Source organism: Microbacterium sp. NPDC089190, assembly GCF_040701795.1.
Lineage (GTDB): Bacteria > Actinomycetota > Actinomycetes > Actinomycetales > Microbacteriaceae > Microbacterium > Microbacterium galbum.
The window spans coordinates 150,415-174,280 of record NZ_JBFBHF010000003.1 but is presented as its reverse complement, the minus strand read 5'-3'; the positions used below and the strand labels follow the sequence as shown (position 1 = coordinate 174,280).

Annotated in this window: 23 protein-coding genes and 1 tRNA gene; 14 read left to right on the top strand and 10 right to left on the bottom strand. The window is 71.3% G+C overall.

Translation table 11 applies throughout. From position 1 onward, the window contains the following. Positions 1 to 29: 29 nt before the first annotated feature. Complete coding sequence (locus tag AB0230_RS10705; protein WP_366375685.1) at positions 30 to 1,631, bottom strand: trypsin-like peptidase domain-containing protein; 1,602 nt, start codon at positions 1,629 to 1,631, stop codon at positions 30 to 32. A gap of 200 nt (positions 1,632 to 1,831) precedes the next feature. Between AB0230_RS10705 and AB0230_RS10700 the strand changes: the two genes are divergently transcribed. Then, a complete protein-coding gene (locus tag AB0230_RS10700; RefSeq protein WP_366375683.1) occupies positions 1,832 to 3,037 on the top strand; it encodes an aminotransferase class I/II-fold pyridoxal phosphate-dependent enzyme in 1,206 nt (401 codons plus the stop codon). 6 nt (positions 3,038 to 3,043) lie between these two features. Here AB0230_RS10700 and AB0230_RS10695 read toward each other — a convergent pair whose 3' ends face one another. The 3 genes from AB0230_RS10695 to AB0230_RS10685 all read right to left on the bottom strand — a co-directional run bounded on the left by AB0230_RS10695 (position 3,044) and on the right by AB0230_RS10685 (position 4,871). Continuing rightward, positions 3,044 to 3,466: a nuclear transport factor 2 family protein gene (locus tag AB0230_RS10695; protein ID WP_363579369.1), complete on the bottom strand. Its 423-nt coding sequence runs from the start codon at positions 3,464 to 3,466 to the stop codon at positions 3,044 to 3,046. A gap of 104 nt (positions 3,467 to 3,570) precedes the next feature. After that, a complete protein-coding gene (locus tag AB0230_RS10690) occupies positions 3,571 to 4,377 on the bottom strand; it encodes a carbon-nitrogen hydrolase family protein (protein WP_366375681.1) in 807 nt (268 codons plus the stop codon). Further along, positions 4,374 to 4,871 carry a DUF6328 family protein gene (locus tag AB0230_RS10685; RefSeq protein WP_315995412.1) on the bottom strand — a complete coding sequence of 166 codons (498 nt, stop codon included), beginning with the start codon at positions 4,869 to 4,871 and terminating at the stop codon, positions 4,374 to 4,376. Before AB0230_RS10685 ends, AB0230_RS10690 begins: the two co-directional genes overlap by 4 nt. A gap of 83 nt (positions 4,872 to 4,954) precedes the next feature. Here AB0230_RS10685 and AB0230_RS10680 point away from each other — a divergent pair. The 5 genes from AB0230_RS10680 to AB0230_RS10660 all read left to right on the top strand — a co-directional run bounded on the left by AB0230_RS10680 (position 4,955) and on the right by AB0230_RS10660 (position 7,769). Continuing rightward, a tRNA-Met gene (locus tag AB0230_RS10680) sits at positions 4,955 to 5,028 on the top strand. 253 nt (positions 5,029 to 5,281) lie between these two features. Continuing rightward, positions 5,282 to 5,644 carry a hypothetical protein gene (locus AB0230_RS10675; protein ID WP_366375678.1) on the top strand — a complete coding sequence of 121 codons (363 nt, stop codon included), beginning with the start codon at positions 5,282 to 5,284 and terminating at the stop codon, positions 5,642 to 5,644. 9 nt (positions 5,645 to 5,653) lie between these two features. Next, positions 5,654 to 6,142: a hypothetical protein gene (locus AB0230_RS10670; RefSeq protein WP_366375676.1), complete on the top strand. Its 489-nt coding sequence runs from the start codon at positions 5,654 to 5,656 to the stop codon at positions 6,140 to 6,142. Between the two features lie 50 nt (positions 6,143 to 6,192). Then, a complete protein-coding gene (locus AB0230_RS10665; protein WP_366375674.1) occupies positions 6,193 to 7,113 on the top strand; it encodes an SMP-30/gluconolactonase/LRE family protein in 921 nt (306 codons plus the stop codon). Continuing rightward, positions 7,110 to 7,769 carry an SUMF1/EgtB/PvdO family nonheme iron enzyme gene (locus tag AB0230_RS10660; RefSeq protein ID WP_315995408.1) on the top strand — a complete coding sequence of 220 codons (660 nt, stop codon included), beginning with the start codon at positions 7,110 to 7,112 and terminating at the stop codon, positions 7,767 to 7,769. The genes AB0230_RS10665 and AB0230_RS10660 overlap by 4 nt, the downstream gene beginning before the upstream one ends. A 125-nt stretch (positions 7,770 to 7,894) precedes the next feature. Here the strand turns inward: AB0230_RS10660 and AB0230_RS10655 are convergent, their stop codons facing one another. Then, on the bottom strand, positions 7,895 to 8,365 hold the full coding sequence (locus AB0230_RS10655; RefSeq protein WP_363579379.1) for a MarR family transcriptional regulator: 471 nt from the start codon (positions 8,363 to 8,365) through the stop codon (positions 7,895 to 7,897). A gap of 72 nt (positions 8,366 to 8,437) precedes the next feature. On the opposite strand from AB0230_RS10655, the gene idi reads away from it, so the two are divergent. The 7 genes from idi to AB0230_RS10620 are packed head-to-tail and all read left to right on the top strand — an operon-like array spanning position 8,438 to position 14,010. After that, positions 8,438 to 8,989, top strand: coding sequence for an isopentenyl-diphosphate Delta-isomerase (gene idi / locus AB0230_RS10650; RefSeq protein ID WP_366375671.1), 552 nt, complete (start codon positions 8,438 to 8,440; stop codon positions 8,987 to 8,989). Further along, positions 8,986 to 10,053 carry a polyprenyl synthetase family protein gene (locus AB0230_RS10645; RefSeq protein ID WP_363579381.1) on the top strand — a complete coding sequence of 356 codons (1,068 nt, stop codon included), beginning with the start codon at positions 8,986 to 8,988 and terminating at the stop codon, positions 10,051 to 10,053. Before idi ends, AB0230_RS10645 begins: the two co-directional genes overlap by 4 nt. Next, the gene (locus AB0230_RS10640) at positions 10,050 to 10,919 is read left to right on the top strand and encodes a squalene/phytoene synthase family protein (RefSeq protein WP_315995404.1); all 870 of its coding nucleotides are present in this window, start codon (positions 10,050 to 10,052) and stop codon (positions 10,917 to 10,919) included. The genes AB0230_RS10645 and AB0230_RS10640 overlap by 4 nt, the downstream gene beginning before the upstream one ends. Continuing rightward, a complete protein-coding gene (crtI, locus tag AB0230_RS10635) occupies positions 10,916 to 12,472 on the top strand; it encodes a phytoene desaturase family protein (protein WP_315995403.1) in 1,557 nt (518 codons plus the stop codon). Before AB0230_RS10640 ends, crtI begins: the two co-directional genes overlap by 4 nt. Position 12,473: 1 nt before the next feature. Continuing rightward, on the top strand, positions 12,474 to 12,809 hold the full coding sequence (locus AB0230_RS10630) for a lycopene cyclase domain-containing protein (protein ID WP_363392099.1): 336 nt from the start codon (positions 12,474 to 12,476) through the stop codon (positions 12,807 to 12,809). Further along, positions 12,806 to 13,123 (top strand): lycopene cyclase domain-containing protein, encoded by a 318-nt coding sequence (locus AB0230_RS10625; protein ID WP_363579386.1) that lies wholly within the window; start codon positions 12,806 to 12,808, stop codon positions 13,121 to 13,123. Before AB0230_RS10630 ends, AB0230_RS10625 begins: the two co-directional genes overlap by 4 nt. Then, positions 13,120 to 14,010 (top strand): prenyltransferase, encoded by an 891-nt coding sequence (locus AB0230_RS10620; protein WP_315995400.1) that lies wholly within the window; start codon positions 13,120 to 13,122, stop codon positions 14,008 to 14,010. Before AB0230_RS10625 ends, AB0230_RS10620 begins: the two co-directional genes overlap by 4 nt. Before the next feature lie 392 nt (positions 14,011 to 14,402). On the opposite strand, the gene AB0230_RS10615 is transcribed toward AB0230_RS10620, so the two are convergent. Continuing rightward, positions 14,403 to 17,354: a UPF0182 family protein gene (locus AB0230_RS10615; RefSeq protein WP_363579413.1), complete on the bottom strand. Its 2,952-nt coding sequence runs from the start codon at positions 17,352 to 17,354 to the stop codon at positions 14,403 to 14,405. Positions 17,355 to 17,397: 43 nt separating this feature from the next. Continuing rightward, on the bottom strand, positions 17,398 to 18,525 hold the full coding sequence (locus tag AB0230_RS10610; RefSeq protein ID WP_366375667.1) for a S16 family serine protease: 1,128 nt from the start codon (positions 18,523 to 18,525) through the stop codon (positions 17,398 to 17,400). A gap of 128 nt (positions 18,526 to 18,653) precedes the next feature. On the opposite strand from AB0230_RS10610, the gene AB0230_RS10605 reads away from it, so the two are divergent. Next, the gene (locus AB0230_RS10605) at positions 18,654 to 20,090 is read left to right on the top strand and encodes a zinc-dependent metalloprotease (RefSeq protein ID WP_366375665.1); all 1,437 of its coding nucleotides are present in this window, start codon (positions 18,654 to 18,656) and stop codon (positions 20,088 to 20,090) included. A 304-nt stretch (positions 20,091 to 20,394) separates the two neighbouring features. Here AB0230_RS10605 and AB0230_RS10600 read toward each other — a convergent pair whose 3' ends face one another. From AB0230_RS10600 to nudC, 3 genes are all read right to left on the bottom strand, one after another. After that, complete coding sequence (locus AB0230_RS10600; protein WP_366375663.1) at positions 20,395 to 20,700, bottom strand: hypothetical protein; 306 nt, start codon at positions 20,698 to 20,700, stop codon at positions 20,395 to 20,397. Between the two features lie 412 nt (positions 20,701 to 21,112). After that, positions 21,113 to 22,864, bottom strand: a complete 1,752-nt coding sequence (locus AB0230_RS10595; RefSeq protein ID WP_366375661.1) for an ATP-dependent helicase — start codon at positions 22,862 to 22,864, stop codon at positions 21,113 to 21,115. After that, positions 22,861 to 23,784, bottom strand: coding sequence for an NAD(+) diphosphatase (gene nudC, locus AB0230_RS10590; protein WP_366375659.1), 924 nt, complete (start codon positions 23,782 to 23,784; stop codon positions 22,861 to 22,863). The genes AB0230_RS10595 and nudC overlap by 4 nt, the downstream gene beginning before the upstream one ends. Positions 23,785 to 23,866: the final 82 nt, after the last annotated feature.

Below are 23,866 nucleotides of genomic sequence, written 5' to 3'. Positions count from 1 at the left end.
ATCGCGGGGTGGCGTCTCGTCTTCCGGGCTCAGCCCTGGGTCATCGTCCCCAGGGTGACCTCGGCGGTCTTCTCCTGACCGTTGCGGAGGTAGGTGACCTCCGCCTTCGCGCCGGACGCGAGAGCGCGCACCTGGGCGGTGAGGTCGATCGAGTTCGTCACCGGGATGCCGTCGAACTTCGTGATGATGTCGCCCTTCGTCAGGCCCGCGGCCTGCGCCGCACCGCCCGAGACGGCCTCTGCCACGTACGCGCCGGTCGTCGTCGCACCCTGGATGCCACTGGCATCCTGCACCGACGCGCCCAGCAGACCGTGGGTCGCCGAACCGGTGTCGATGATCTCCTCCGAGATGCGCTTGGCGATGTCGGAGGGGATCGAGAAGCCCACGCCGATGTTGCCCGACTGGCTGCCCGACGCCGACGATCCGCCGGCGCTCGCGATGGCGACGTTGATGCCGATCAGCTTGCCCTCGTCGTCGACCAGCGCACCGCCGGAGTTGCCGGGGTTGATGGCCGCGTCGGTCTGGATCACGGCGATCTTGATCGTCGAGGTGGCCGACTGCGACTGCTGCCCCTGGCCGAAGTCGAAGCGGAAGGGGCTCTCCTGTCCCGGCTCGCTCTGCTGCGAGTCGGATCCGTCGGAGGGGGCGGCCGACGACGCGACCTGGATCGACCGGTTCAGCGCGCTGACGATGCCGGTGGTCACCGTGTTCGACAGTCCCAGCGGAGCACCGATCGCGGTGGTCGAGTCGCCCACGTTGAGCTTCGAGGAGTCGCCCCACTCGACGGGGGTGAGACCCGAGGCGTCGGTCAGCTTGATGACCGCGAGGTCGTAGGTGGGGTCGGTGCCGACCACGGTGGCCGCGTAGACGCGTCCGTCGGAGGTGGTCACCGAGAGCTTCGCGTCGCCGGTCTGACCGTCGAGCGTGACGACGTGCGTGTTGGTGAGCACGTAGCCGTCGGCGCTCAGGATGACGCCCGAGCCCGTCCCGCCGGCCGAGGTACCGGTCGCGCTGATGGTGACGACGCTCGGCACGACCTTGGAGGCCACGGCGGCGGTATCGTTGACGTTGTTGGGATCGTTCACCGTGATCGCGGTGGGCCCCGACACGGTGGAGGCGTCGGAGCCGCCCCAGAGGTTGACGCCGGCGTACGCGCCTCCCAGCCCCGCACCACCGCCGACGAGGGCGGCGGCGACGAGGAGGGCCGCGATGCGCGGAGCCGAGCTCTTCTTGCGGGGGGCGGCGGGGGCCGGGTCGTGCAGCGTCAGCGTGGGGTGGGCGTCGGTGGCGGCGGGGCCGAAGGCCTGGCCGGTGGGGGCCGTGGCGCCCGAGGGGGCGGAGGCATATCCGCCGTGCGCGGGCTGCGCTCCGGGCTGGGCGGGGAGGCCGGGCTGGGCGCTGCCCGCGCCGGGCGGAGGCCACGCGGCCGCAGCGGCGGCGGGCGAGCGCGTCGGCATCGGGGGCACGTCGGCGCGCGGCGCGGCGGCCGGGACGTCGGCGGCGGGCGCTGCCGGGGTCTGCGCGGCGTCGGCGCCGGCGGGGGTCGGGGTGTGGTGCTGCGACGACGTGGGCGCCTCAGCGTTGTGGCTGTTGTCGTTACCCTCGGGACGGTTGTCCGTGGTGTCGCTCATGGGATGCTCCTTCTTCCAGGCGCTTCTACGATGACCGCGGATCCTGTGGGCCACCTATGACGAGCGTGAGTCGCCTCTATGGGTCTCGCAGCAAGCCACCGCGAGAGGTCGGGGGCGCCGAACGCCCCTCTCGAGGTGTAGCACGTCGCCCCGTGACGGCATTCCCGCTTGCGCTGCGCGCCGTGCGGCATCCTGGGAGGATGCAGCACATTCCCGGCGCCTGGCAGCGCACCGCCCGCGGCGCGGGACTCCTCGCCGCCGACGGCTCCTCGGTCCCCACGATCTTCGCCGAGATGAGCGCGCTCGCCGCCTCCACCGGAGCCCTCAACCTGGGCCAGGGCTTCCCCGACGAAGACGGCCCCGAGGCCGTGCTCGACGCGGCCCGGAAGGCCATCGCCGACGGAGTGAACCAGTACGCTCCCGGACGCGGCTACCCCGACCTGCTCGCCGCGGTCGCCGAGCATCAGCGGCGTTTCTACGGCATTGAGCTCGACCCCGCCCGCGAGGTCCTCGTGACGGTGGGAGCCACCGAGGCGCTCGCCGCCACACTGCTGGCGCTCGTCGACGGGCCCGACGACGAGGTCGTGGTGTTCGAGCCCTACTACGACTCCTACGCCGCGTGCGTCGCCCTCGCGGGTGCGAAGCTCGTCACGGTGCCTCTGCAGTGGCCCGACTTCCAGCCCGACCTCGCGCAGCTGACATCCGCGGTCACCGACCGCACGCGCGTGATCCTCGTCAACGATCCGCACAACCCCACCGGCACCGTGTTCACGCGCGAGGTGCTCGACGAGATCGTGCGCCTCGCGCACCGTCACGACGCGATCATCGTCACCGACGAGGTCTACGAGCACCTCGTCTTCGACGGCCCCCATGTGCCCCTCACGACCCTGCCGGGGGCCGCCGAGCGCACCGTGTCGATCTCGTCGGCGGGCAAGACCTTCTCGCTCACGGGATGGAAGACCGGGTGGGTGACCGGGCCCGCCGACCTGGTGTCGGCGGTGCTGGCGGTCAAGCAGTTCCTCACCTACGTCGGCGGGTCGCCGTTCCAGCCCGCGATCGCGGTGGGCCTGCGCCTGCCCGACGCCTTCTTCGCCTCCGTCGCCTCCGAGATGGCCGCCAAGGCCGCCCTGCTGGGCACCGGCCTGCGCGCGGCGGGGTTCGAGGTGTCCGCTCCGGGCGGCTCCTACTTCACGGTGGTGGATGCCGCCCCGCTCGGCGCCACCGACGCCGACACGTTCTGCCGCGAGCTGCCCGCCCGCGCGGGTGTCGTCGGCATCCCGCTCACGGCCTTCGTCTCGCCCGCACACCGCGATCGCTACGCCACGCTCGTGCGGTTCGCGGCGTGCAAACGGGTGGAGGTGCTCGCCGACGCGGCGGAACGGCTCGCCGGGATGCGGCGCGACTGACCTCCCTCAGACGCGCGCGATGGGGCGACCCGCCCCCTCCTCCTCGCTCGACGTTGCCCGCAGCAGCGCGATGCGCCCGTCGACGACGTCGTAGACGCCGAGGCTCGACGAGTGCACGCGCTCGCCGTCGAAGCCCCGCATCGACCACGCGGTCCTCACGACCAGCGATGCCCCCTCGAGATGACTTCCGGTGGCCTCCACCGAGACCTCGCGCGAGATGATCTCGGCCAACCAGGCGCGGATCTCGTCGCTCCCCACCGCGAGGGTCCGGCCGCCGCAGGCCCGGCCGTCGGCGTAGCGCACCCGGATGATGCGCGCTGCGTCGGCGAATACCCGAGCGGCGGTCTCGAGGTCGCCGTCCGTGATCGCCGCCAGCAGGCGTCGCACCGGCTCGATCGGGGTCGGAGGGGTGTGCAGGTCTGCGGTCATGGGGGAGAGGGTAGACAGCCGGCGCACACCGTTGCGCCGAGACCGGCGGGCGCACACCGGGTGATCCGCGCTGACCAGGCGCGCGGAAACGGGCCCCCGTGCGGTCAGCGCGGCGTGACGCGGAACCGGCGCAGCGCCAGCGCGGGATTCACGCGGCGCACGCGGGCGATGGCATCCGGGTCGATGTGGGCGACCGCGACGTCGGTGGACGTGCCGATCTGCGCCATCGCGACCCCCTGCGGGTCGACGATCATCGAGTGCCCCACGCCCAGCGGCGGAGAGTGGTCGGCCGCGGCGACGAAGAAGGTGTTCTCGATCGCCCGCGCCTGCACGAGGGTGCGCCAGTGATGCTCCTTGAGCGGCCCCCGCACCCACTCGGCGGGGATCAGGGCCACGTCGACCGCGGCATCGGCCAGCGTGCGGGCCACCTCCGGGAAGCGCAGGTCGTAGCAGGTCATGAGCCCGAAACGCAGCCCCGCGGTCTCGAACGTCTGGGGCGGCGCGATCTCGCCCGGCTCCACCCAGTCGGACTCCCGTTGCCCGAAGGCGTCGTAGAGGTGCAGCTTGCGGTACACCGCCTGGATGCCGTCGCGCGCCACCGCGACGACCGTGTTGCGCACGCGCCGGCCGTCGTCGGCGCGCTCGAGCAGCCCCGCGACGACCATGACGTCGAGCTCGGCCGCGAGCGCGGTGAGGGCCCGGACGAAAGGCCCGTCGAGATCTTCCGCGTTCTCGGCGAGCGACGCGTCGAACGGGTCGACGAAGTAGCTGGAGTATTCGGGGAACACCACCACCCGGGCCCCGCGCGCGGCGGCCGTGCGGGTGGCATCCGCGATGTGGGCGAGGTTGGCCTCACGCGACGCCGCGGGCGCGAACTGCGCCACCGCGACGCCGACGGTCTCGTGGCTCATCGTGCGGTTCCCCTCCCCCGGTGTCGGACGGACACCGGCACCACGACCCACAGTACGAGGATCACCAGCCCGAGGACGACCCCGGCCGTCACGGCCGCACCCAGGCTCACGACGACGTCGAAGACGAACACCACCACGCCCACCAGCAGAAGGGACACCAGGGCCAGGGCGCCGCGGAGCGCGTTGTGCCCGAACCGCACGAGCGACGGTTTGACCTGCAGATGGAAGACCGCCCGGTGCAGGGCCACCGGCGCCAGCGCGACCACGGCGCTGAGGGCTGCGAGACAGATGAGCACGAGGTAGAACGTGCGCTGCGACGACGACAGATCGGCGAACGACGACTGGAAGGCGAGCGCCAAGAGGAAGCCGGTCAGGATCTGCGTACCCGTCTGCAGCACGCGCAGCTCCTGCAGGATCTCGCTCCAGTTGCGGTCGGCGCGCTGCGCGGGGCTCTCCGGGCGTCCGTCGGCGAAATCGTCGAAAGTGTTGCTCACCAGCCCATCTTGGCGCGACACTCCCGGGAGGTGCGTCCGGATTTGCCATGTCGTTCATCTCGGCGTAATGTTTTCTCTTGTGCCGCGGGGTGGAGCAGCTCGGTAGCTCGCTGGGCTCATAACCCAGAGGTCGCAGGTTCAAATCCTGTCCCCGCAACAAGAAGAAGGCCCCGGATCGCGAGATCCGGGGCCTTCTGCCTTTTCCCCCGCGGTCGTTTCCCGGGGCACCGCGTGCGTCCCCCGATCTCTCGCCGGGCGCCTGGCCGCCTCGACCTGTGCGGGGGTCGGTGTGTTGTGCATCGGGTTCACCCGGGGAATACTGGGGGAATTGATTGATTTCGCTCAACGATGTGTGAAGACCCGACAGGTCACCGTGGCCTTCGTCGCGGACCCCTCGAAAGAAGGCACTCGTGAGACGTACGTTCACGCACGGCGTGTTGTCGCTGGCGCTGGCGACCTGCTTCGCGGTGGGCGGTTCGGCCGGCGCCGGAGCCGCCTCGGCATCCGTCGACACGTCCGCGTCCGCCGCGGCGACCGTCACGACGCCGCGATCGACCGTCGACGGGTCGGGCATCGCGCCCTCGCCGACAGCGCACGCCCTGCGGTCCACGGGTCTCGACGCGTCCACCCTGCTGGGCTTCTGGGTGGGCGGAGGCGCATTGGCGCTCGCGACGGCCGCCGTCCTGGTCACCGTCAAGGTCCGGCAGGCGCGCAAGGAGACGGCCGCGGCGAGCTCGTCAAGCGGGATCGGCGCGCCTCCGCCGCGCGGTTGACTCGCTGTCATGCACACCACCACCACCGCGCCGCTCGACACCGACGGCCGCGACGCCTCGACTCCGCCGTCACTGCCCTTCGTCCACATGTGGACCGATGTCGACGGCACCAGCCGGCTCGATGAGTCGGTGCTCCGCGGCTTCGGGCTGCAGAGCGTGGGCGGCGGCGCCGATCCGCAGTGGATGCGGCCGTTCCCCGGCGAGGTCTCCGCCGTGCTGTTCGCTGCGCTGCCGGTGGGATGGGTGGGGCAGTGGCATCCCTCCCCGCATCCGCAGTGGGTGATTCCCCTGCGGGGGCGCTGGTTCCTCGAGACGCAGGACGGCTCGCGCGTCGAGATGGGACCCGGCGACATCCACTTCGGGCAGGACACCGACACGGCCGAGATCGACGGGACGACGGGGCACCTCTCGGGCACCGTCGGTGACGAACCGTGTCTGCAGGTGCTGATCCAGTTCGCCGCGTCGCCCGCCGCTCCCACGCCCCACCCCTTCGGCTGAGCCCCGTCAACCCGCCTCGGGGTGACCATCTCACGGGGTTGACTGGGCTCATGCCCCAGATCCCCATCGACGGACGCGTCCTGCAGCCTCCCCGCGAACCCCGCTCCGTCGACGTCGCTCCGCCGCGCGTGTGGGACGAACGCCTCGCCGCCGTGCTGCCGGCATCCTCGCGTCTGCTCTCGCTCTACGACGACGCGACCTGGGCCGAGGGGCCGGCGTGGTGGCCGGCCGAGAACGCTCTCGTGTTCAGTGACGTGATCGGGCGTCGCACGCTCGCCCGCTTCGAGGACGGCCGCATCGTCACGGTGCGCGACCGCAGCGACTTCGCCAACGGCAACGCCTTCGACGCCCACGGGCGCCTCGTGCAGGCCGAACACGGCCGCCGTGGCGTCAGCCGCACCGACGCCGACGGCACCCGGCTGCTCGTCGACGCCTACGAGGGTGCTCCCCTGAACTCCCCGAACGACCTCGTCGTGGCCTCCGACGGGGCGATCTGGTTCACCGACCCCACGTACGGCATCTCCGACCCGCGCGAGGGATACCCCGCCGAACCCGCGCTCTCGCACCAGAGCGTGTACCGGTGGCACGACGAGACGGGGCTCGAGCGCATGATCGACCTCGACCAGCCCAACGGCCTCGCCTTCAGTCGCGACGAGCGCACGCTCTACGTCGCCGAGTCCGACGCCACCGCCCTCCCCCGCGTCGTCGCCTGCGCGTGGGACGGGGAGACCCTCGGCCCCCCGCGCACCTTCGCGACGGTGGACGCCGGCATCCCGGACGGATTCGTCGTCGACAGCCGCGACTGGCTCTGGATTTCGAGCGAAGCGGGTGTCGTCATCGTCGACGAGGAGGGTCGGCGGCTCGGGATGATCCCCACGCCCCATGTCGTGAGCAACTGCACCTTCGACGCCGACGAGAAGCGTCTGTTCATCACGGGCGACAGCGACCTGTGGCTCGTGGAGCTGGCGTGACCGACGTCGAGATGGCGCGCATCCCCGCGGGTCGCGTGCTGCGCGGCGATCAGCGGGGCGCGGAGCGGCGCGAGATCGAGGTCGCCTCGTTCGAGATCGGCGTCTATCCCCTGACCGAGGAGCAGCTCGCCGAGCTCCTCGGCATCCCGTCACGGCATCCGCGTCGCCCGGCGACGCAACTCAGCTGGCTGCGGGCCATCCGCCTGTGCAACGCCCTCAGCGAATGGGAGGGGCTCGACCCCCTCTACTCCTTCGACGGCGAGGTGGTGACCGCGGATGCCGACGCCGACGGCTTCCGCCTGCCGACCGAGGACGAGTGGGAGTACGCGTGCCGCGCCGGCTCGACGGGCCCGGCTTACGGCCCCGTGCGGGAGGTCGCATGGACCGCCGGCGACGGTCTGAGCGGCCCCGTCGACGTCGGAGCCCGGATGCCGAACCTCCACGGTCTGTTCGACACCCTCGGCAACGTGTGGGAGTGGTGCAGCGACCTGTACGACCCCGAGGGGGAGAGCGATGCGCGGGTGTTCCGCGGCGGTGGATGGTCGGACGCCCCCGCGCTCGTGCGCGCCTCGGCCCGGCGCGGCGGGCGGCCGCGCGACGCGTTCGACGACGTCGGCGTGCGGGTGGCGCGCGGCCCGCTGCCCTCGCGCAGCTGAGGCGCGGGGGGCACGGACCCCTTCGACAGGCTCAGGGTCCCTCGCGCACGGGTGGGTGAGGGCACGACGGGGGTGGCTGAGCCTGTCGAAGCCACCGACCCCGCGACAGCCGACGGCAACGCGCGTCAGTCGTCGGTCGAGATCGCCTCGGTCAGCTGGTCCATGAACGAGGCGACGGTCTCGAGCTGCGCGTCGTCGAACCCCGCCGCCATCTCGCGCATCGCGCCGAGATGGGCTCCGAAGTGCTGGAAGAACTCGCGCCGCGACTTGTCCGTGAGCACCACCACCCGTGCGCGCCCGTCCGAGGGGTGCGGGAGCCGCTCGAGATGTCCCGAGGCCACCAGACGGTCGATGAGTTTCGTCGTCGACGCCGTCGAGATGCGCAGATGGGCCGCGACGTCGTGGGGACTCACCATCTCTCCGCGCGTCTCGCGGATGGTCAGCATGCGCAGCGTCGCCAGGTCGCTGGCGTTCATCGCCATGTCGCCTTTCATCCCGCTGTGCATGCGATCGAGCGCGTCGCTGAGCGTCTGCACCGCGCGGAGGGTCTGGACCACCGCGGGCCTCGTACCAGAGGTGGAAACGGTCTTGTCCACGGTGGACACCCCCTTTCGCGCTGGGTATAGTCGGGCTCACATCGCTAGCTAAACTAGCAAACGGGAGGCACGATGAGCGAGACCGAATATGTCGTCCTCCTGGACGACTTCGGCAACGAGATCGGCACGGCACCCAAAGCGAGCGTGCACGGCACCGATACGCAACTGCACCTCGCCTTCTCCTGCCATGTCGTGAACAGCCGAGGCGAGGTGCTGGTCACCCGCCGGGCGCTGCACAAGACGACGTGGCCGGGTGTGTGGACGAACTCGTTCTGCGGCCACCCCGGTCCGGCCGAACCCGTGCTCTCGGCCGTGCATCGGCGTGCGGAATTCGAAGTGGGCCTCACGGTCCGCGACCTCGAGCTCGCCCTCCCCCTCTTCCGGTACCGTGCGGTCGACGCGAGCGGCATCGTCGAGCACGAGATCTGCCCCGTCTACGTCGCCCGCACCGACGACGACCCCCAGCCCAACCCCGACGAGGTCGCCGAGTACCGGTGGGTCGACCCGCTCGACCTCGCCGCATCCCTCGAGGCGACGCCGTGGGCATTCAGCCCGTGGTTGGTCCTTCAGGCGCAGCAGCTTCACCTGTTCGAGTCTCCACCCGTGGTCCGGCGCGCGTCATGATCGCGCTCGACTCCACCCCCCTCGCCCGGCAGGGCATCGACGCCGCGATCGACGTCGCCCTCGAGCGCCTCGATCGGCGGGTGGCCCCGCTCGGCGACGGCGCGCGCGCCCTGGCATCCTCGATCCGTCGTGCCGCCTCCGGCGGGAAGCGCTTCCGCCCGCTGCTCGTCGTCGCGGCCTTCGAGACCCTGCACGGCCCCACGATCGGCCGACCGGCGCTCTACGAGGTGGCCGCAGCCTTCGAGCTGTTGCACACGGCCTTCGTCGTGCACGACGACGTGATCGACCACGACGTCGAACGCCGCGGCGTGCCCAACATCGGCGGCGAGTTCCGCCGACGCGGGCTCGAGAAGGGCGCGGATGCCGGTGGCGCGGCGCTCCTCGGAGACGCGGCCGCGATCCTCGCCGGAGACCTGCTGCTGCACGAGGCCGGGCGCATGATCGCGGTCGCCGAGATCCCGGCATCCCTCCGCGGACAGCTGCTGCAGCTCGTCGACGACGCGGTGCTCGTCTCGGCCGCGGGAGAGCTCGCCGACGTCGAGAACGCCGTCTCGCCGGGCGACGTCGACCCCGAGACCGTCCTGCGCACCACGCACGACAAGACAGCCGTGTACTCGTTCTCGGCGCCCCTGCAGGCCGGGGCCGTGATGGCCGGGGCGGAGCGCTCCACCCAGTGGGCGCTCGAGCGCTTCGGCGAGCGGCTCGGACTCGCCTACCAACTGGTCGACGACCTCATCGGCGCCTTCGGCACGGCCGAGGCATCGGGGAAGGACGAGGGCTGCGACCTGCGCGAGGCGAAGAAGACGCACCTCATCACGCTCGCGCGCGAGAGCGCCGATTGGCCCGAGGTCAGCGCGGCGCTCGCGCAGGCGCACACCGGCCCGGTCGCCGTGCGTGCCGCCCAGAGCGCTCTCGCGAAATCCGGCGCCCGTTCGCGGCTCGAGGTGCTCGTGTGCGAGACGCTGGACGAGGCGGTCGCGATCGTGGAGGCGTCGACGCTGCCGACCGAGTGCCGTCTGATGCTGATCGAGTTGGTCGAGGCCGTGCAGGAGCGCATTCCGTGAGCAACGCCCCCACGGGTCTCGAGCTGTATTCGCAGACGGCCGACGACGTCGCCGCCGCCGTCATCTCCCGCTACTCCACCTCGTTCGGCATCGCCGCGCGGCTGCTCGGCCCCCGCCCGCGACCGCACGTGCGCAACATCTACGCCCTCGTTCGCGTCGCCGACGAGATCGTCGACGGACCCGCGCACGATGCCGGGCTCTCACCCGACCGCGAGCGCGCGGTCCTCGACGGGCTCGAAGCCGAGGTGGCGGAGGCCATCGTCACCGGCTTCAGCGCCAATCTCGTCGTGCACGCCTTCGCCCGCACGGCCCGCGAGTGCGGGATCGGCGACGACCTCATCGCCCCGTTCTTCGCGTCGATGCGCACCGATCTCGACACCGCCGCCCACGACGACCTCTCGCACGACGCCTACGTCTACGGCTCGGCGGAGGTCGTCGGGCTCATGTGCCTGCAGGTGTTCCTGAACGCCGGGATGTCGGCGCCCGCGCGCCCCGCCGCCGACCTCGTCGATGGAGCCCGGCGACTCGGGGCGGCGTTCCAGGACGTCAACTTCCTCCGCGACCTCGCCGACGACGCCGACCGTCTCGGCCGCGACTACCTCGACGGCGCGGCCGACGACGAGCGCCGGGTCGCCGTGCTCGACCGCATCGACGCCGACCTCGCCGCCGCGGCATCCGTCATCCCGCACCTTCCGCCGGACTGCCGCGCGGCCGTGACCTGCGCGCACGACCTCTTCGCGGAGTTGTCGCGCCGCCTCCGCCTCTCCCCCGCCGGCGCACCCCGCGTCCGCGTCCCCGACGGTGTCAAAGCCACCCTCGCCGCCCGCGCCCTCTTCGGGCGTCCTCCGAAAGGTTCACGCTCATGAGCGCCCAGCGCATCGTCGTCGTCGGTGGGGGCATCGCCGGACTCGGCACCGCAGCCCTCCTGGCCGACCGCGGCCACGACGTCCAGTTGTTCGAGGCGCGCGATGCGCTCGGCGGCCGCGCCGGGTCGTGGGAGAGCGACGGCTTCCGCTTCGACACCGGTCCGAGCTGGTACCTCATGCCCGAGGTGTTCGACCACTTCTTCCGGCTTCTCGGAACGAGCGCCGACGAGCAGCTCGATCTCGTGCGCCTCGACCCCGCCTACCGCGTCTACGGCCCTCCCGGAAAGGGCGAGCCGATCGACATCGTCTCGGGCCGCGAGGCCGTGCGCGCGCTGTTCGAGGAGCACGAGCCCGGCTCGGGCGACAACCTCGAGGCGTACCTCGACTCCGCGAAGGACGCCTACGAGCTGTCGACGTCGAAGTTCCTCTACGACCCGTACTCGTCGACCAAGGGGCTGCGCGACCCGGCGCTCGTGAAGCGGCTGCCCACCCTCATCCCGCTGCTCACCCGCACGTTGTGGAAGCGCATCACCGACTCGTTCACGAACACGCGCCTGCAGCAGATCCTCGCGTACCCCGCGGTGTTCCTCGGCGGATCGCCGTTCGAGGTGCCGAGCCTGTACCACCTCATGAGCCACCTCGACCTGGGCGACGGCGTGCTGTACCCCAAGGGCGGCATGACCGAGATCATCCGGGCGATCGAGAAGCTCGCCCGCGAGCGCGGCGTGCGCATCGAGACATCCTCTCCGGTGGATGCCATCATCACCGAGTCGGGGATCGCTCGCGGCGTGCGCCTGGCCGACGGGCGGGTCATCTCGGCGGATGCCGTGGTCTCGGGCGCCGATCTGCATCACACCGAGAACGACCTCCTCGAGGAGAAGGACCGCCAGTACCCCGAGAAGTGGTGGAAGGACAAGGTGCCCAGCCCCGGCGCACTCCTGCTGCTGCTCGGGGTGAAGGGCGAGCTGCCGCAGCTCACGCACCACACCCTGCTCTTCACCGACGACTGGCACACGAACTTCGACGCCATCTTCGGCGCGGACAAGAAGATCCCCGACCCGGCGTCGATCTACATCTGCCGCCCCAGCGCATCGGACGACTCGGTCGCACCCGAGGGTCACGAGAACCTGTTCGTCCTCGTGCCCGTGCCCGCCGACCCCGTCAGCGGACGCGGCGGCGTCGACCGGGCCGGAGACGAGCGGATCGAGCAGGCCGCCGACCGCGTGATCGCCCAGATCGCCGAGTGGACCGGCGTCCCCGACCTCGCCGAGCGGATCGTGGTGCGCAAGACCATCGCCCCCGAGGACTTCGCGCACGATCTCAAGGCGTGGCACGGCAACTCGCTCGGGCTCGCGCACACGCTGAACCAGAGCGCGATCTTCCGCCCGAAGAACCGCTCGCGAAAGGTCTCGAACCTCTATTACGCGGGGACCTCGGTGCTGCCCGGCATCGGTCTGCCCATGTGCCTGATCTCGGCCGAGCTGGTGGTCAAGCGCATGACGGGCGACAAGACCCCCGGCCCCCTGGCAGAACCCGCGCGCGCGGTGGTCTGAGGTGCCGGGGATCTACCTGGGTGCGATCCTCTTCTCGCTGGTCGGCATGATGCTCATCGACGGGAAGTACTCGCTCGCCCTCCGGGTCGCGCCCGTGCGCACGGTCGCGGCGGTGCTGATCGGGACGGCGTTCTTCCTCGCGTGGGATCTGGTCGGGATCGTCACGGGCGTCTTCGTGAAGGGCGAGAGTCCGCTCTTCGTCGGCGTGATGCTCGCTCCGCACCTCCCCCTGGAGGAGCTGTTCTTCCTCCTCTTCCTCAGCTACCTCACCGTCGTCCTGTTCGCCGTCTTCGAGCGACGCGCGCGGGCGCGAGCCCGCGTGCGGGAGTCGTCGTGACCTACCCGCTCATCGTCGTGCCGTTCGTGGTGCTCACGGCCATCGTGACCGTCTCGACGGTGCGGATGCCGGGATTCCGCCGCCGCATGGCATCCTCCGGTGTCACCGCCCTCGTGCTGATCGGCCTCACCCTCGTCTTCGACAACCTCATGATCGCCGTCGACCTGTTCTCGTATCCTCAGGAGCACCTGAGCGGGCTGCGGCTCGGCCTCGCGCCGATCGAGGACTTCGCGTACCCCCTGTGCGCGGCGTTCCTGCTCCCGGCGCTGTACACCCTGCTCACGCCCCGCCCTCTGCAGAAGGACTCCGCATGACCACGCCCGCCCTCACCCCCGGTCGCGTGGCGCGCGAGCTCTTCGTGTCGTCGCGGCCGGTCAGCTGGATCAACACGGCCTTCCCCTTCGCCGCCGCCTACCTGCTGACCACGCGGCAGATCGATGCACCGCTGGTCGTCGGCATCCTGTTCTTCCTCGTGCCGTACAACCTCGCGATGTACGGGGTCAACGACGTGTTCGACTACGAATCCGACCTGCGCAATCCCCGCAAGGGCGGCACGCACGGTGCCGTGCTGGCCAAGCGCATGCACCCCATCACCCTGTGGGCCTCGGCCCTGTCGTGCCTGCCGTTCGTGGTGTACCTCGTGATCATCGGGTCGCCGCTGTCGTGGCTCGTGCTCGCGCTGAGCCTCTTCTTCGTCGTGTTCTATTCGGCGCCCCCGCTGCGGCTCAAGGAGCGCCCGTTCCTGGACTCGATGACCAGCAGCATCCACTTCTTCTCCCCCGCCGTCTACGGGCTCGTGCTCGCCGGTGCGGTCTGGACGTGGCAGCTCGTGTTCGTCTTCATCGCCTTCGCCCTGTGGGGCATCGCGTCGCACGCTTTCGGCGCGGTGCAGGACGTCGAGGCCGACCGCGCGGCCGACATCTCGTCGATCGCCACCGCCCGCGGAGCGCGCTGGACCGTGCGCTTCGCCCTGACGGCCTACGCGCTGGCGGGGGTGGCGATGCTCTTCACGGCATGGCCGGGGCCGCTGGCCGCCGTCCTGGTCATCCCGTACCTGGTGGTGTGCTGGCCGTACCGGAACGTGACGGATGCCGAGAGCGACCGCGCCACTGCCGGGTGGAACCGCTTCCTGTGGCTCAACCAGTTCGCCGGCTTCGGTACGACGATGCTGCTCATCTGGTGGTGGTTCCTGAGCGCCTGACGCGCTCCGCGCGCGGGGCGCCCGGCACCCCGTCGAGTGTCCAGGACACGCCGCTGTCCGCCGGTGGATGCGGCGTGTTTCGGACACTCGCGTGCCCTCCGAGCGCCACGCCGACGCTGCTCCCGCGCTGACGAGACGAGGCGCGAGCCGCCCCGCGCCCGCGCGCCGGCGCTCTCCCGCGCCAGCGTGTTGAGGCCGCGGCACCCCCGCGCCCCCGCGGAAACGTCGAGTGTTCAGGACACGCCGCTCGGCGCGCGAGGATGCGGCGTGTCCTGGACACTCGACGGGTTGGGCAGCGCCCGGGAGCGTGTGCGAGCGACCGGAGACACCGGCAACGACGACGCCGGCGCCCCGCGCGAAGCGGGACGCCGGCGTCGTCGTGAGGAGCGAGGTCAGCCCGCGGGCGTGGCCTCGGGGGTCGGCGTCGCGGTCGGCGACAGCGTCGCCGTGCCGCCCTGACCCTGGCTCTCGAGGTCGAGCAAGCGCTGCACGGCCGCGGTCAGGCGGGCGTCCTGCGTGGCGAACTCGGCGAGGTCGCCGCTGGTCAGCGCCGCCTGGCGCGCGCTCAGCGCGTCGCGCGCCTCCTGCAGCGCCGCCGCATAGTCGCCGGCCGGAACCGTGGGATTCGTGGTCGTCCCGTCGCCCGCGTTCTGATCCGTCGGTGTGACCGTCGAGTCACCGGTGCTGGCACCGGAGTCGCCGCCGAACAGCGTGTCGAGGGCTTCGCTCAGCGTGTTCTCGAACGCGATCTTGTTGCCGAAGGCGACCAGCACGCGCCGCAGCTGCGGGAGCTTGGTGTCACCCGACGACTGCACGAACACCGGCTGCACGTACAGCAGACCGCCGCCGACGGGGAGGGTGAGCAGGTTGCCCGGGAGCACCTGCGACTGGCCCTGCTGCAGGATGTTGATCTGCGACGACACGTTCGTGTCGGAGTCGAAGGTGTTCTGCACCTGACCCGGACCGGGCACCGTCGTCGTCGAGTCGATCACGAGCATGCGCAATCGTCCGTAGTCCTCGCGCTTGGTCCCCTTGACGTCACCGGCGTTGGCGTCGACGGCGAGATAGCCGGTCAGCACGTTTCTCGCCTGACCGCCCTGGGATGCCGGGATGAAGCTCGTGAACATCGAGAACGTCGGCTCGTCCTGGCTCGGCATCTTCATCGTCAGGTAGTACGGCGGCTGGAACGTCGCCGGGTCCTGCGGGTCGTTCGGCGTGGTCCACCGGTTGTCCTGGCGGTAGAACGAGGTCGCATCGTCGACGTGGTACACGCCGAGCATCGAGCGCTGCACCTTCATGAGGTCGGTCGGGTAGCGCACGTGGCTCATGAGGTCGGCCGACATGTCGCTCCAGGGCTTGAGCGACGAGGGGTAGATGTTCTGCCATGCCTGCAGCAGCGGGTCCTGGTCGTCCCACGCGTAGAGCTGCACCGAACCGTCGTAGGCGTCGACCGTGGCCTTCACCGAGTTGCGGATGTAGTTGATGTCATCCAGCGCGTAGGTGGGAGCCGGGTTGTTCGAGTCCGCGATGGCGCGCGAGAGCGAGACACCCGTGGAGTACGGGTAGTTCGAGCTCGTGGTGTAGCCGTCGATGACCCACTTGATGCGACCGTCGACGACCGTGGGGTACGGGTCGCTGTCGAGCGTCAGGTACGGCGCGACCTTCTGCACGCGCTCCTTGGGGTCGCGGTCGTAGAGGATCTGCGAGTCGGCGTTGACGCTGTCGGAGAAGAGGATCTGTTCCGACTGGAACTTCAGCGCGTAGATGAGGCGGTTGAAGACGTTGCCCACGCTCGGCCCGCCGTTGCCGGTGAACGTCGTGCGGGTCTCGGTGCCGCCATCGGCGCCCAGGGGGTAGTCGAGCTCGATCGGGTCGGTGCCCTCGGGCGCCCCGACGATCGAGTACTGCGGCGAGCTCTCGCCGAAGTAGACGCGCGGCTCGTAGTTCAGGTCGGTCAGGAAGCCCGTCCCCGGGATCGCCTGCTCGAGGAACACGGGGTCGCCGTCGGCGGTGCGCTCGTTACCGGCGGCCGCGACCATGCCGTAGCCGTGCGTGTAGACGAGGGTGGTGTTCTGCCACGACGCGGCGTCGCCCAGCTGCCCGATGTTCAGCTCGCGCAGCGACACCACGGTGTCCTGCGTCTTGCCGTCGATCGTGTAGCGGTCGACGTCGAGGGGGTTCGTGAACTGGTAGTAGGCCCGGTACTGCTCGAGCTGGCGGACGGTGGGGCCGATGATCGCCGGGTCCATGATGCGCAGCTGCGCCGTGGACTCGGCGTCGTTGCGCAGCTGACCGGCCTCGGCCTCGGTGGTGGCCTGGAAGTTCTCCTTCTCGACGTTGTCGATGCCGTAGGCGGCCTTCGTCCCGTCGAGGTTGCGCTGGTAGTACTGGCTCTCGAGCGTGAGCTCGTTGGGACGCACCTGGAACGTGGTCACGGCCCACGGGATCGCCGCCCCCACCACGATCGCCGAGACGACCAGGAGGGCGGTTCCGATGAGCGGGTAGCGCCAGCGTCCGATGAACGCCGTCACGAAGAACGCCAGGGCGACGATGACCGCCGCGATCGCGAGGATCGTCTGACCGGGGATGACGGCGTTGGCACCCACGTATCCCGGACCGGTGATGCGCTCCGACGGCTCCACGAGCTGGCGGAACCGGTCGAGCCACAGGCTCGCGCCCTGCAGGAGCAGGTAGAGGCCCGCGAGCACGGCGAGCTGGATGCGTGCCGCCTTGGAGATGCGCAGCTCGCGCTGGCCGATGCGGACCGAACCATAGAGGTACGACACGACGCCGGTCAGCAGCAGGCACACCAGCACGACCGCCGACGCGAATCCGAGGGCGGCGGCGTAGAACGGCATCCCGAACAGGTAGAAGCCGGTGTCGAGGCCGAACTGGGGGTCGGTGGTCGAGGTGGCGACGCCGTTGGCCCAGAGCCACGTGGTCTCCCACTGCGCCGAGGCGGCGAAGCCGGCGAAGAAGCCGAAGAAGATCGGGATGCCCCACATCGCCAGGCGACGCAGCGGCTCGACGACCTCCTGGTAGCGGTCGAGCTGCGAGCTCAGCCGCGCGTAGACGGGACGAAGGCGGTACGCCAGCTGGATGACGCCCCAGACCGGGATCGCCATGGCGAGGAAGCCGACGACGAACATCACCGTCCGCGCGATCCATTGGGTGGTCAGCACGCCCGTGAACCCGAGCTGCGAGAACCACAGCCAGTCCGAGTAGAGGTTCGCGAAGACGAAGAACGCCACGACCAGCGCGGCGATCACCGCCAGGGTGATCGAGATGATCCGTCGAGAGCGATTCGGGGGCGTGGCCTGGTTCGGCGCTGAGGTCGTGGTCACCCCTTCATCCTAGGCGCGGCGTTCCGGGGGTTCGCCGTGAATGCTACGTTCCCGAACCACACGTGGGCAGCGCGTCGAGATCACCGCCCTCGCGAATCGTCCGCAGCACCGTCATCGACTGTTCCAGGGTCGAGGTCGAGAACACCCGGATGCCGTCGGGCACGTGGCCGACGACCTCGTTGCAGTTCGATTCCGGGGCGAGGAACACCGTCGCTCCGGCATCCCGCGCTCCGTACAGCTTCTGGCGGATGCCGCCGATCGGGCCCACGTTGCCGTCGGCGTCGATCGTGCCGGTGCCGGCGATGTGCTGGCCGCCGGTGAGGTCTCCGTCGCTCATCTTGTCGATGATGCCGAGGGCGAACATCATGCCGGCGCTCGGTCCGCCGACGTCGTTGAGCTGGATCTTCACATCGACGGGCAGGTCGAAGGACTCCTGCAGGCCGATGCCGAGCAGCCACTGCGGCTGACCGTCCACCTCCGTCTGCTTCGGCGTCACGGTGACCGTGCCCGGGGTGTCGTCGCGGGTGTACGCCACCGTGACCGGCGCTCCGGCCGCGGCCTGCACCGCGGCGCGGACCGCGTCGACGTTGGCCGCGGCCACCGCATCCACCGAGGTGACGACATCGCCCACCTGCAGCGCTCCCGCGGCGGCTCCGGCGTCGTCGACCGTTCCGACGGCGATCTCACCGGGCACGTCGTACCCGAGCTCGCGGAGCGCCGCGGCGCTGGCCTCCAGCTGCGAATCGCTCATCAGGGCGGCGTTCTCGGTGTTGCGCTGCTCGGTGGTCTGCCCGGCGGGGAAGATGCGGTCGATCGGCACGACGGCGCGCGAGCCGTCGAACCACGCCTGGGCGAGCTCGAGCCACGAGGGCGTGCGCTCGCGGTTGCCGCTGACCTGGACCGTGAGCAGGTCGAGCTGGCCGGTGGTCGTGCTGTCCTTCTCCTCCGGTACCGAGATGAGCGGGACCTCCTGGCCGTCGGCGGTGGTCGTGGTGCCGAGGGTGTTGAAGACGGGGCCGGGCTGCTGGATGACGTAGGCCGAGGGCAGCAACGACATCACCAGCAGGATGACGAACGCCACCGCGAGCGACCACACGCCGACGACGGAGCCGCGTCGCCAGCGCTGTCGGGGCGCGGGCGCGGGAGAGGCGTTTTCGTCGAACAGCGTCACAGTGGGGAGTCCTTCGTCGGGGTCGTTCGCGCGCGGCGTAAGCGGCGAGGGGCCGGGCCGACTGTTGCGGGGAAACGTGCGACTAGCGTAGATCTCGTTCCCCCAGACCTGGCTGAAAGGCGGCTGAAGTGGCAGACGACGACAAGAGCCCTGAAGAAGAGTTCCAGGAGCTCATGCGTCGCCTCATGTCGGGCGACACCAGCGGCATCGATCCCGAACAGCTCTCGCGCCTGTCGGGCATGCAGATCGACCCCGCGATGCTGCAGCAGGTGATGAATCAGCTCCAGGGCGCGTTCAACGGCACGCAGGAGGGCGTCGACTGGAGCCTCGCGGAGCGCCAGGCCCTGCACATCGCGAACCAGGACGGTCTCGGGGTGACCACCGGCCAGCGCACCGACCTGGATCAGGCCTTCACCCTCGCGGGTCTCTGGCTGGGCGAGGCGACGGCGATCAGCGACCTCCCGCGCCCCCCGCGCGCCGTCACGCGCGGCGCCTGGGTGAGCGCCACCCTGCCGGTGTGGCAGGAGCTCGCGGAGCCCGTGGCCACGAGCATCGCCGACGCGCTCACCGCCGCCCTCGGGCAGCAGGCTCCCGACGACATGCAGGACATGATCGCGGGCGCCGGACGACTCATGCGCACCGTCGGCGGATCGCTGTTCGCCACGCAGCTGGGTCACGTCGTCGGACGCCTGTCGACCGAGGTCGTGGGCGGCGGAGACGTCGGCATCCCGCTCATGCCCGACGGCGACGCGGCGATCCTGCCGCAGAACTTCGCGGACTTCGGCCGCGACCTCGAGATCCCCGACGATCAGCTCGCCCTCTACCTCGCCACGCGCGAACTCGCCCATGCACGCCTTTTCCGGCACGCGCGGTGGCTGCGGCTGCACGTCATCTCGCAGGTGCGCGACTTCGCGCACGGCATCCGCGTCGACACCGACGCGCTCGAGGAGCTCGCCACGCGCTTCGACCCGTCGCAGCCCGACGAGCTCCGCGGCGCGCTCGAGAGCGGAGCGCTGCTGCCCGAACGCTCCGAGGAGCAGACGGCGGCGCTCACGCGGCTCGAGAACCTGCTCGCGACCATCGAGGGATGGGTCGACGTCGTGACGGAGGACGCCACCTCGCGCCTTCCCTCGGCCGCCCGCATCGCCGAGGCCGTGCGGCGCCGCCGCGCGGTGGGTGGTCCCGCCGAGCAGGCCCTCGGCTCGCTCGTGGGCCTGGAGCTGCGCCCCCGGCGCATGCGCGAAGCCGCCGCCATGTGGCGCGCCGTGACCGCGGCCGTCGGCGTCGAGGGCCGTGACGCGCTGTGGGACTACCCCGACCTCATGCCCTCGTCCGACGACATCGACGACCCGGCCGCCCTCATCGCCCGTGTCACCGCCGCCTCCCGCGGCGAGGCCGCCCCCGCCGACGCGATGGACGACGCGCTCGCCCAGCTGCTGGCCGAGGAGGCCGGCGGCGGCCGATCGGATGCCGACTCCACGACGACCTCGGCCGATGCGGACGGCGCGGCGCCCGAAGCCGACCCCGACGACGACGCCGCACCGGGAGACCAACGACCGGTGTGACGGCGATGGTCGTGGCGAGGGGCTGAGGCTCCTCGCCACGGTCGTCCGTGCGCGTGCGGACGGGTGCGGTCGCGCGGGGCACGCGAGCACGTGGCGGTGGGCGCGGCGCGGGCAGGGTCGGCGCCGGGGCGGGTCGGTCGGCGCGGGGCGGGTTCTTCGGCGCGGGGGCGGGGTGACCGCGCGGGGCGGGTTCTTCGGCGCGGGGACGGGGTGACCGCGCGGGGCGGGTTCGTCGGCGCGGGGTGGGTTCGTCGCGGCGTACACGGGTCGGCCGGCGCGGTGACGCCTCCTCCCCACCCTGTCCTCACCGACGGTACGTGTGGACAACGGCATCCCGGGGCGAGGGTCGCGCGATGATCGGGCCATGATCCGCCTCTCCCCCTCCGCCGTCCCCCTCTGGCGCGATGACGGCCGCGTGCAGTTCGGCGCTCCGGCTCTTGCCGTCACCCCCTCCGCCGCAGAGTGGGTCGACGTCGTCGTGAGCGCTCTCGTCGAGGGCACGACGCACGCGGCCGTCCGCAGCCTGGCGCGCCTGCACGGCGCGCCAGAGAACGAGGCCGATGAGCTGCTCGCGGCCGTCGGCCCCGCGCTGCGCACGCGTCGACGGCATCCCCCGATCGCGCTCCAGACCGCCGACGACCTGCCACCACGCGCTGTCCGCGCGGTCCTGGCCGCCCTCCCCGCGCGCAGCCGGGTGCTCCCGTGGGCCGGGCCGCTGGCGGAAACGGCCCCACCGGGCACCGTGGTCGTGATGCTCGGCGCCTACCGCGTCGACCCGCGTCGGGCCGCGACGTACATGCGCGACGACGTCACGCACCTCCCGCTCACGCTCGACGGAGGGCGGGCGCGGATCGGCCCGGTGGTACGGCCGGGCCGCACGGCCTGCCTGGCCTGCCTCGACGCCGATCGACGTCGCGACGATCCGCAGTGGCCCGTCGTTGCCCCGCAGTTGATCGGACGCCCCCGACCCGACGTCGACGTCGCCCTCGCCGCCGAGGCCGGGCGCGCCGCGCGGTTTCTGCTCAGCGCCCCGACCGGGGTGACGACGAGGTCGCTGCGCCTCGACGTCGATTCGTTCCCGCGGGTCTGGGAGCTTCATCGGCCGAGCGCAGACTGCCACTGCCGATCTCCCGCAGGAAGCGCGACGGCGACCGCTCCATCCGCCCGTAGCCACGAGCCCAGCTCACCGACAACGTCCGCGCGGCGCGCGTGACCCCGACGTAGGCGAGACGACGTTCCTCGTCGACCGCCTCGAACGTCTTCGCATATGAGATGGGCAGCAGCCCCTCACTGACACCGATGAGGTAGACGTGGCTCCATTCGAGACCCTTCGCGGCGTGCAGGGTGGCCAGCGTCACCGTGCGGGTCGTCGGCTCGTGCTGGTCGCGCGCGCGTGCCTGCAGATCATCGGTGAAGCCGCGCAGGTCGGTGCCCTCCGGTGCCTCCTCGGCCAGGCGCAGCAGCGCCGCGCGCGCCTCCCACGCCTCGCGCAGGGCGCCGCCCGCCTCCGGCGGGTCGTCGGTGAGGCCGACGCTGCGCAGCACGTCGCGCACCGTCGGGAGGAATCCCGTCTGCATCGGAGCGACCGAGGCGGCCCGCAACGCCATGAGCGCCTGGCGCACCTCGGGCAGGTCGAAGAACTTGCGTCCTCCGAGCACGGATGCCGCGATCCCCACCGCGGCGAGAGCCGAGATCACCGCGGCGGACTGCGCGTGCGATCGATACAGCACGGCGATGTCGTGCGGATCGACGCCGCGGGCCAGAGCCTCGGCGATCGAGCGCGCGACGGCCGCGGCCTCGGCCTCGTCGTCGTCGTAGGCGCGCACGGTCGGCACCGGAGCCTCGTCGGCGCGGGCCGCGACCAGCTCGAGGGCGCCCACCCGGCCCCGCATGAGGTCGTTGGCGACGGCGAGCACGGGCGCGGCGGAACGGTAGTTGCGCTCGAGGCGCACCACCCGTGCGTCGTCGTGCGTGCGTTCGAACTCCAGCAGGTATCGCGCGTCGGCTCCGGTGAAGGAATACACCGTCTGGCTCGCGTCGCCGACGACGCAGAGGTCGCGCCGGTCGCCGAGCCACAGTTCCAGGAGGCGGTTCTGCAGGGGCGAGACGTCCTGGTACTCGTCGACGGTGAAGTGACGGTACTGCTCGCGCACCGCCGCCGCGACCCTCGGCTCCGCCTCGATCATGCCCGCGCAGGTCAGCAGGACGTCTTCGAAGTCCATCTGTCGACGCTCGTCCTTGAGTTTCTCGTACGCACGCTGCAGCGCGACCACCTGGTCGACGCCGAGACGACCGACACCCTCAGGTCGATCCGTCGCATACTGCTCGATCGAGCGCAGGGTGACCTTCCGCCACTCGATCGCCGCCGCCACGTCGCGCAACGTCGCGGTATCGGGGGCCAGCCCCACCCCGTCGGCGGCATGCGCGAGCATCCGCACCTTGTTGTCGATGATCGACGGGGCCTGGTCGCCCGCGAGCGTGGGCCAGAAGAAGTTGACCTGGGCCAGGGCCGCGGCGTGGAACGTGCGCGCCGACACCCCCGACACCCCGAGTGCACGGAGTCGGCCCCGCATCTCCCCCGCCGCCTTCGCGGTGAAGGTCACCGCCATCACCCGCTGCGGCGAATACGCCCCCGTGTCGACCCCGTGCGCGATGCGCCGCGTGATGACGCGGGTCTTGCCCGTTCCGGCACCCGCGAGCACGCAGACCGGACCCCGCAGGGCGCGCGCCGCCTCGAGCTGGTGCTCGTCGAGGCCGTCGAGAGGCCCCGTCACGCGACGCCCCGGAACCAGTCGTCGATCAGCTTTCGGGCGATGGATGCCGGCCCCGGCAGCTGCACCGATCCCTCGCCCCTCAGGGCGGCGCCGATCTCCTCACGGTCGAACCAGCGCACCTCGACGATCTCCTCGCCATCGGCACGTGCTTCGTCATCGGCCACCACGCGCGCACGGAAGCCCAGCATCAGCGAACGCGGGTACGGCCACGCCTGCGAGCCGCGGTACGAGATGTCGTCGAGCCGCACGCCCGACTCCTCGCCGACCTCGCGGCGCACCGCGTCTTCGAGCGACTCCCCCGCTTCGGCGAACCCGGCGAAGCAGGAGTACCGGTCTCCACCCCAGGCGGCGTTCGCGCCGAGCAGGATGCGGTCATCCGACTCGGCCGACTGCACCAGCACGATCACCGCGGGGTCGGTGCGGGGGAAGTGCTCGCGTCCGCACGAGGGGCAGTGCCGTGACCATCCGGCGTGCCGGAGGTCGGTACGCGCCCCGCACGCGGGGCAGAAGGGCGCGTCGCGCAGCCAGCCCGCCAGAGCGACGGCGGTGGTGAGGACCTCCGCCTCCGACTCGGGCAGATCGCCTCCGGCGGTACGCAGCGCGGCCCATTCGGCATCCCGGACGAGATCGTCGGGGGCGTCGTCGGGCAGCACCGCGAGCAGGAGCGCGACGCCGTCGACGGCGCGCCCCAGGAACGCCCATTCGCGCACCTCGACGCCGGCGGATGCCGGGTGCCCGCGCTCCAGGAGCGCGAGGCGACCGGCACGCACCGGTGCCGCGTCTCGCCGCACCGCCAGGATCCGGGTCGCCGCGTCGGCTCGAGCGCGCTCGAGAAGGCCCTCGTCGTCGCGCTCCGCTCCAGAGCGGTCGACGTGCAGCGGAAGCGGGGACTCGGCCGGGGCGGACGCGGGATGCGGCATCGGACACCTCTCTGACGGGCGGACGCGGACGGGCGGATCGACGGCCCGACCTCACCGCAGAAGGGCGTGGCGCAGGCAGACG

What these genes read in the sequence shown, in the direction of transcription:
- AB0230_RS10670 (WP_366375676.1), top strand. Translation starts at nt 5,654, where the DNA reads ATGCACACCACCACCACCGCGCCGCTCGACACCGACGGCCGCGACGCC.
- AB0230_RS10695 (WP_363579369.1), bottom strand. Translation starts at nt 3,466, where the DNA reads ATGACCGCAGACCTGCACACCCCTCCGACCCCGATCGAGCCGGTGCGA.
- AB0230_RS10705 (WP_366375685.1), bottom strand. Translation starts at nt 1,631, where the DNA reads ATGAGCGACACCACGGACAACCGTCCCGAGGGTAACGACAACAGCCAC.
- AB0230_RS10690 (WP_366375681.1), bottom strand. Translation starts at nt 4,377, where the DNA reads ATGAGCCACGAGACCGTCGGCGTCGCGGTGGCGCAGTTCGCGCCCGCG.
- AB0230_RS10620 (WP_315995400.1), top strand. Translation starts at nt 13,120, where the DNA reads ATGACCACGCCCGCCCTCACCCCCGGTCGCGTGGCGCGCGAGCTCTTC.
- AB0230_RS10700 (WP_366375683.1), top strand. Translation starts at nt 1,832, where the DNA reads ATGCAGCACATTCCCGGCGCCTGGCAGCGCACCGCCCGCGGCGCGGGA.
- nudC (WP_366375659.1), bottom strand. Translation starts at nt 23,784, where the DNA reads ATGCCGCATCCCGCGTCCGCCCCGGCCGAGTCCCCGCTTCCGCTGCAC.
- AB0230_RS10645 (WP_363579381.1), top strand. Translation starts at nt 8,986, where the DNA reads ATGATCGCGCTCGACTCCACCCCCCTCGCCCGGCAGGGCATCGACGCC.
- idi (WP_366375671.1), top strand. Translation starts at nt 8,438, where the DNA reads ATGAGCGAGACCGAATATGTCGTCCTCCTGGACGACTTCGGCAACGAG.
- crtI (WP_315995403.1), top strand. Translation starts at nt 10,916, where the DNA reads ATGAGCGCCCAGCGCATCGTCGTCGTCGGTGGGGGCATCGCCGGACTC.
- AB0230_RS10600 (WP_366375663.1), bottom strand. Translation starts at nt 20,700, where the DNA reads ATGCCGTCGACGCGTGCGCAGCGCGGGGCCGACGGCCGCGAGCAGCTC.
- AB0230_RS10665 (WP_366375674.1), top strand. Translation starts at nt 6,193, where the DNA reads ATGCCCCAGATCCCCATCGACGGACGCGTCCTGCAGCCTCCCCGCGAA.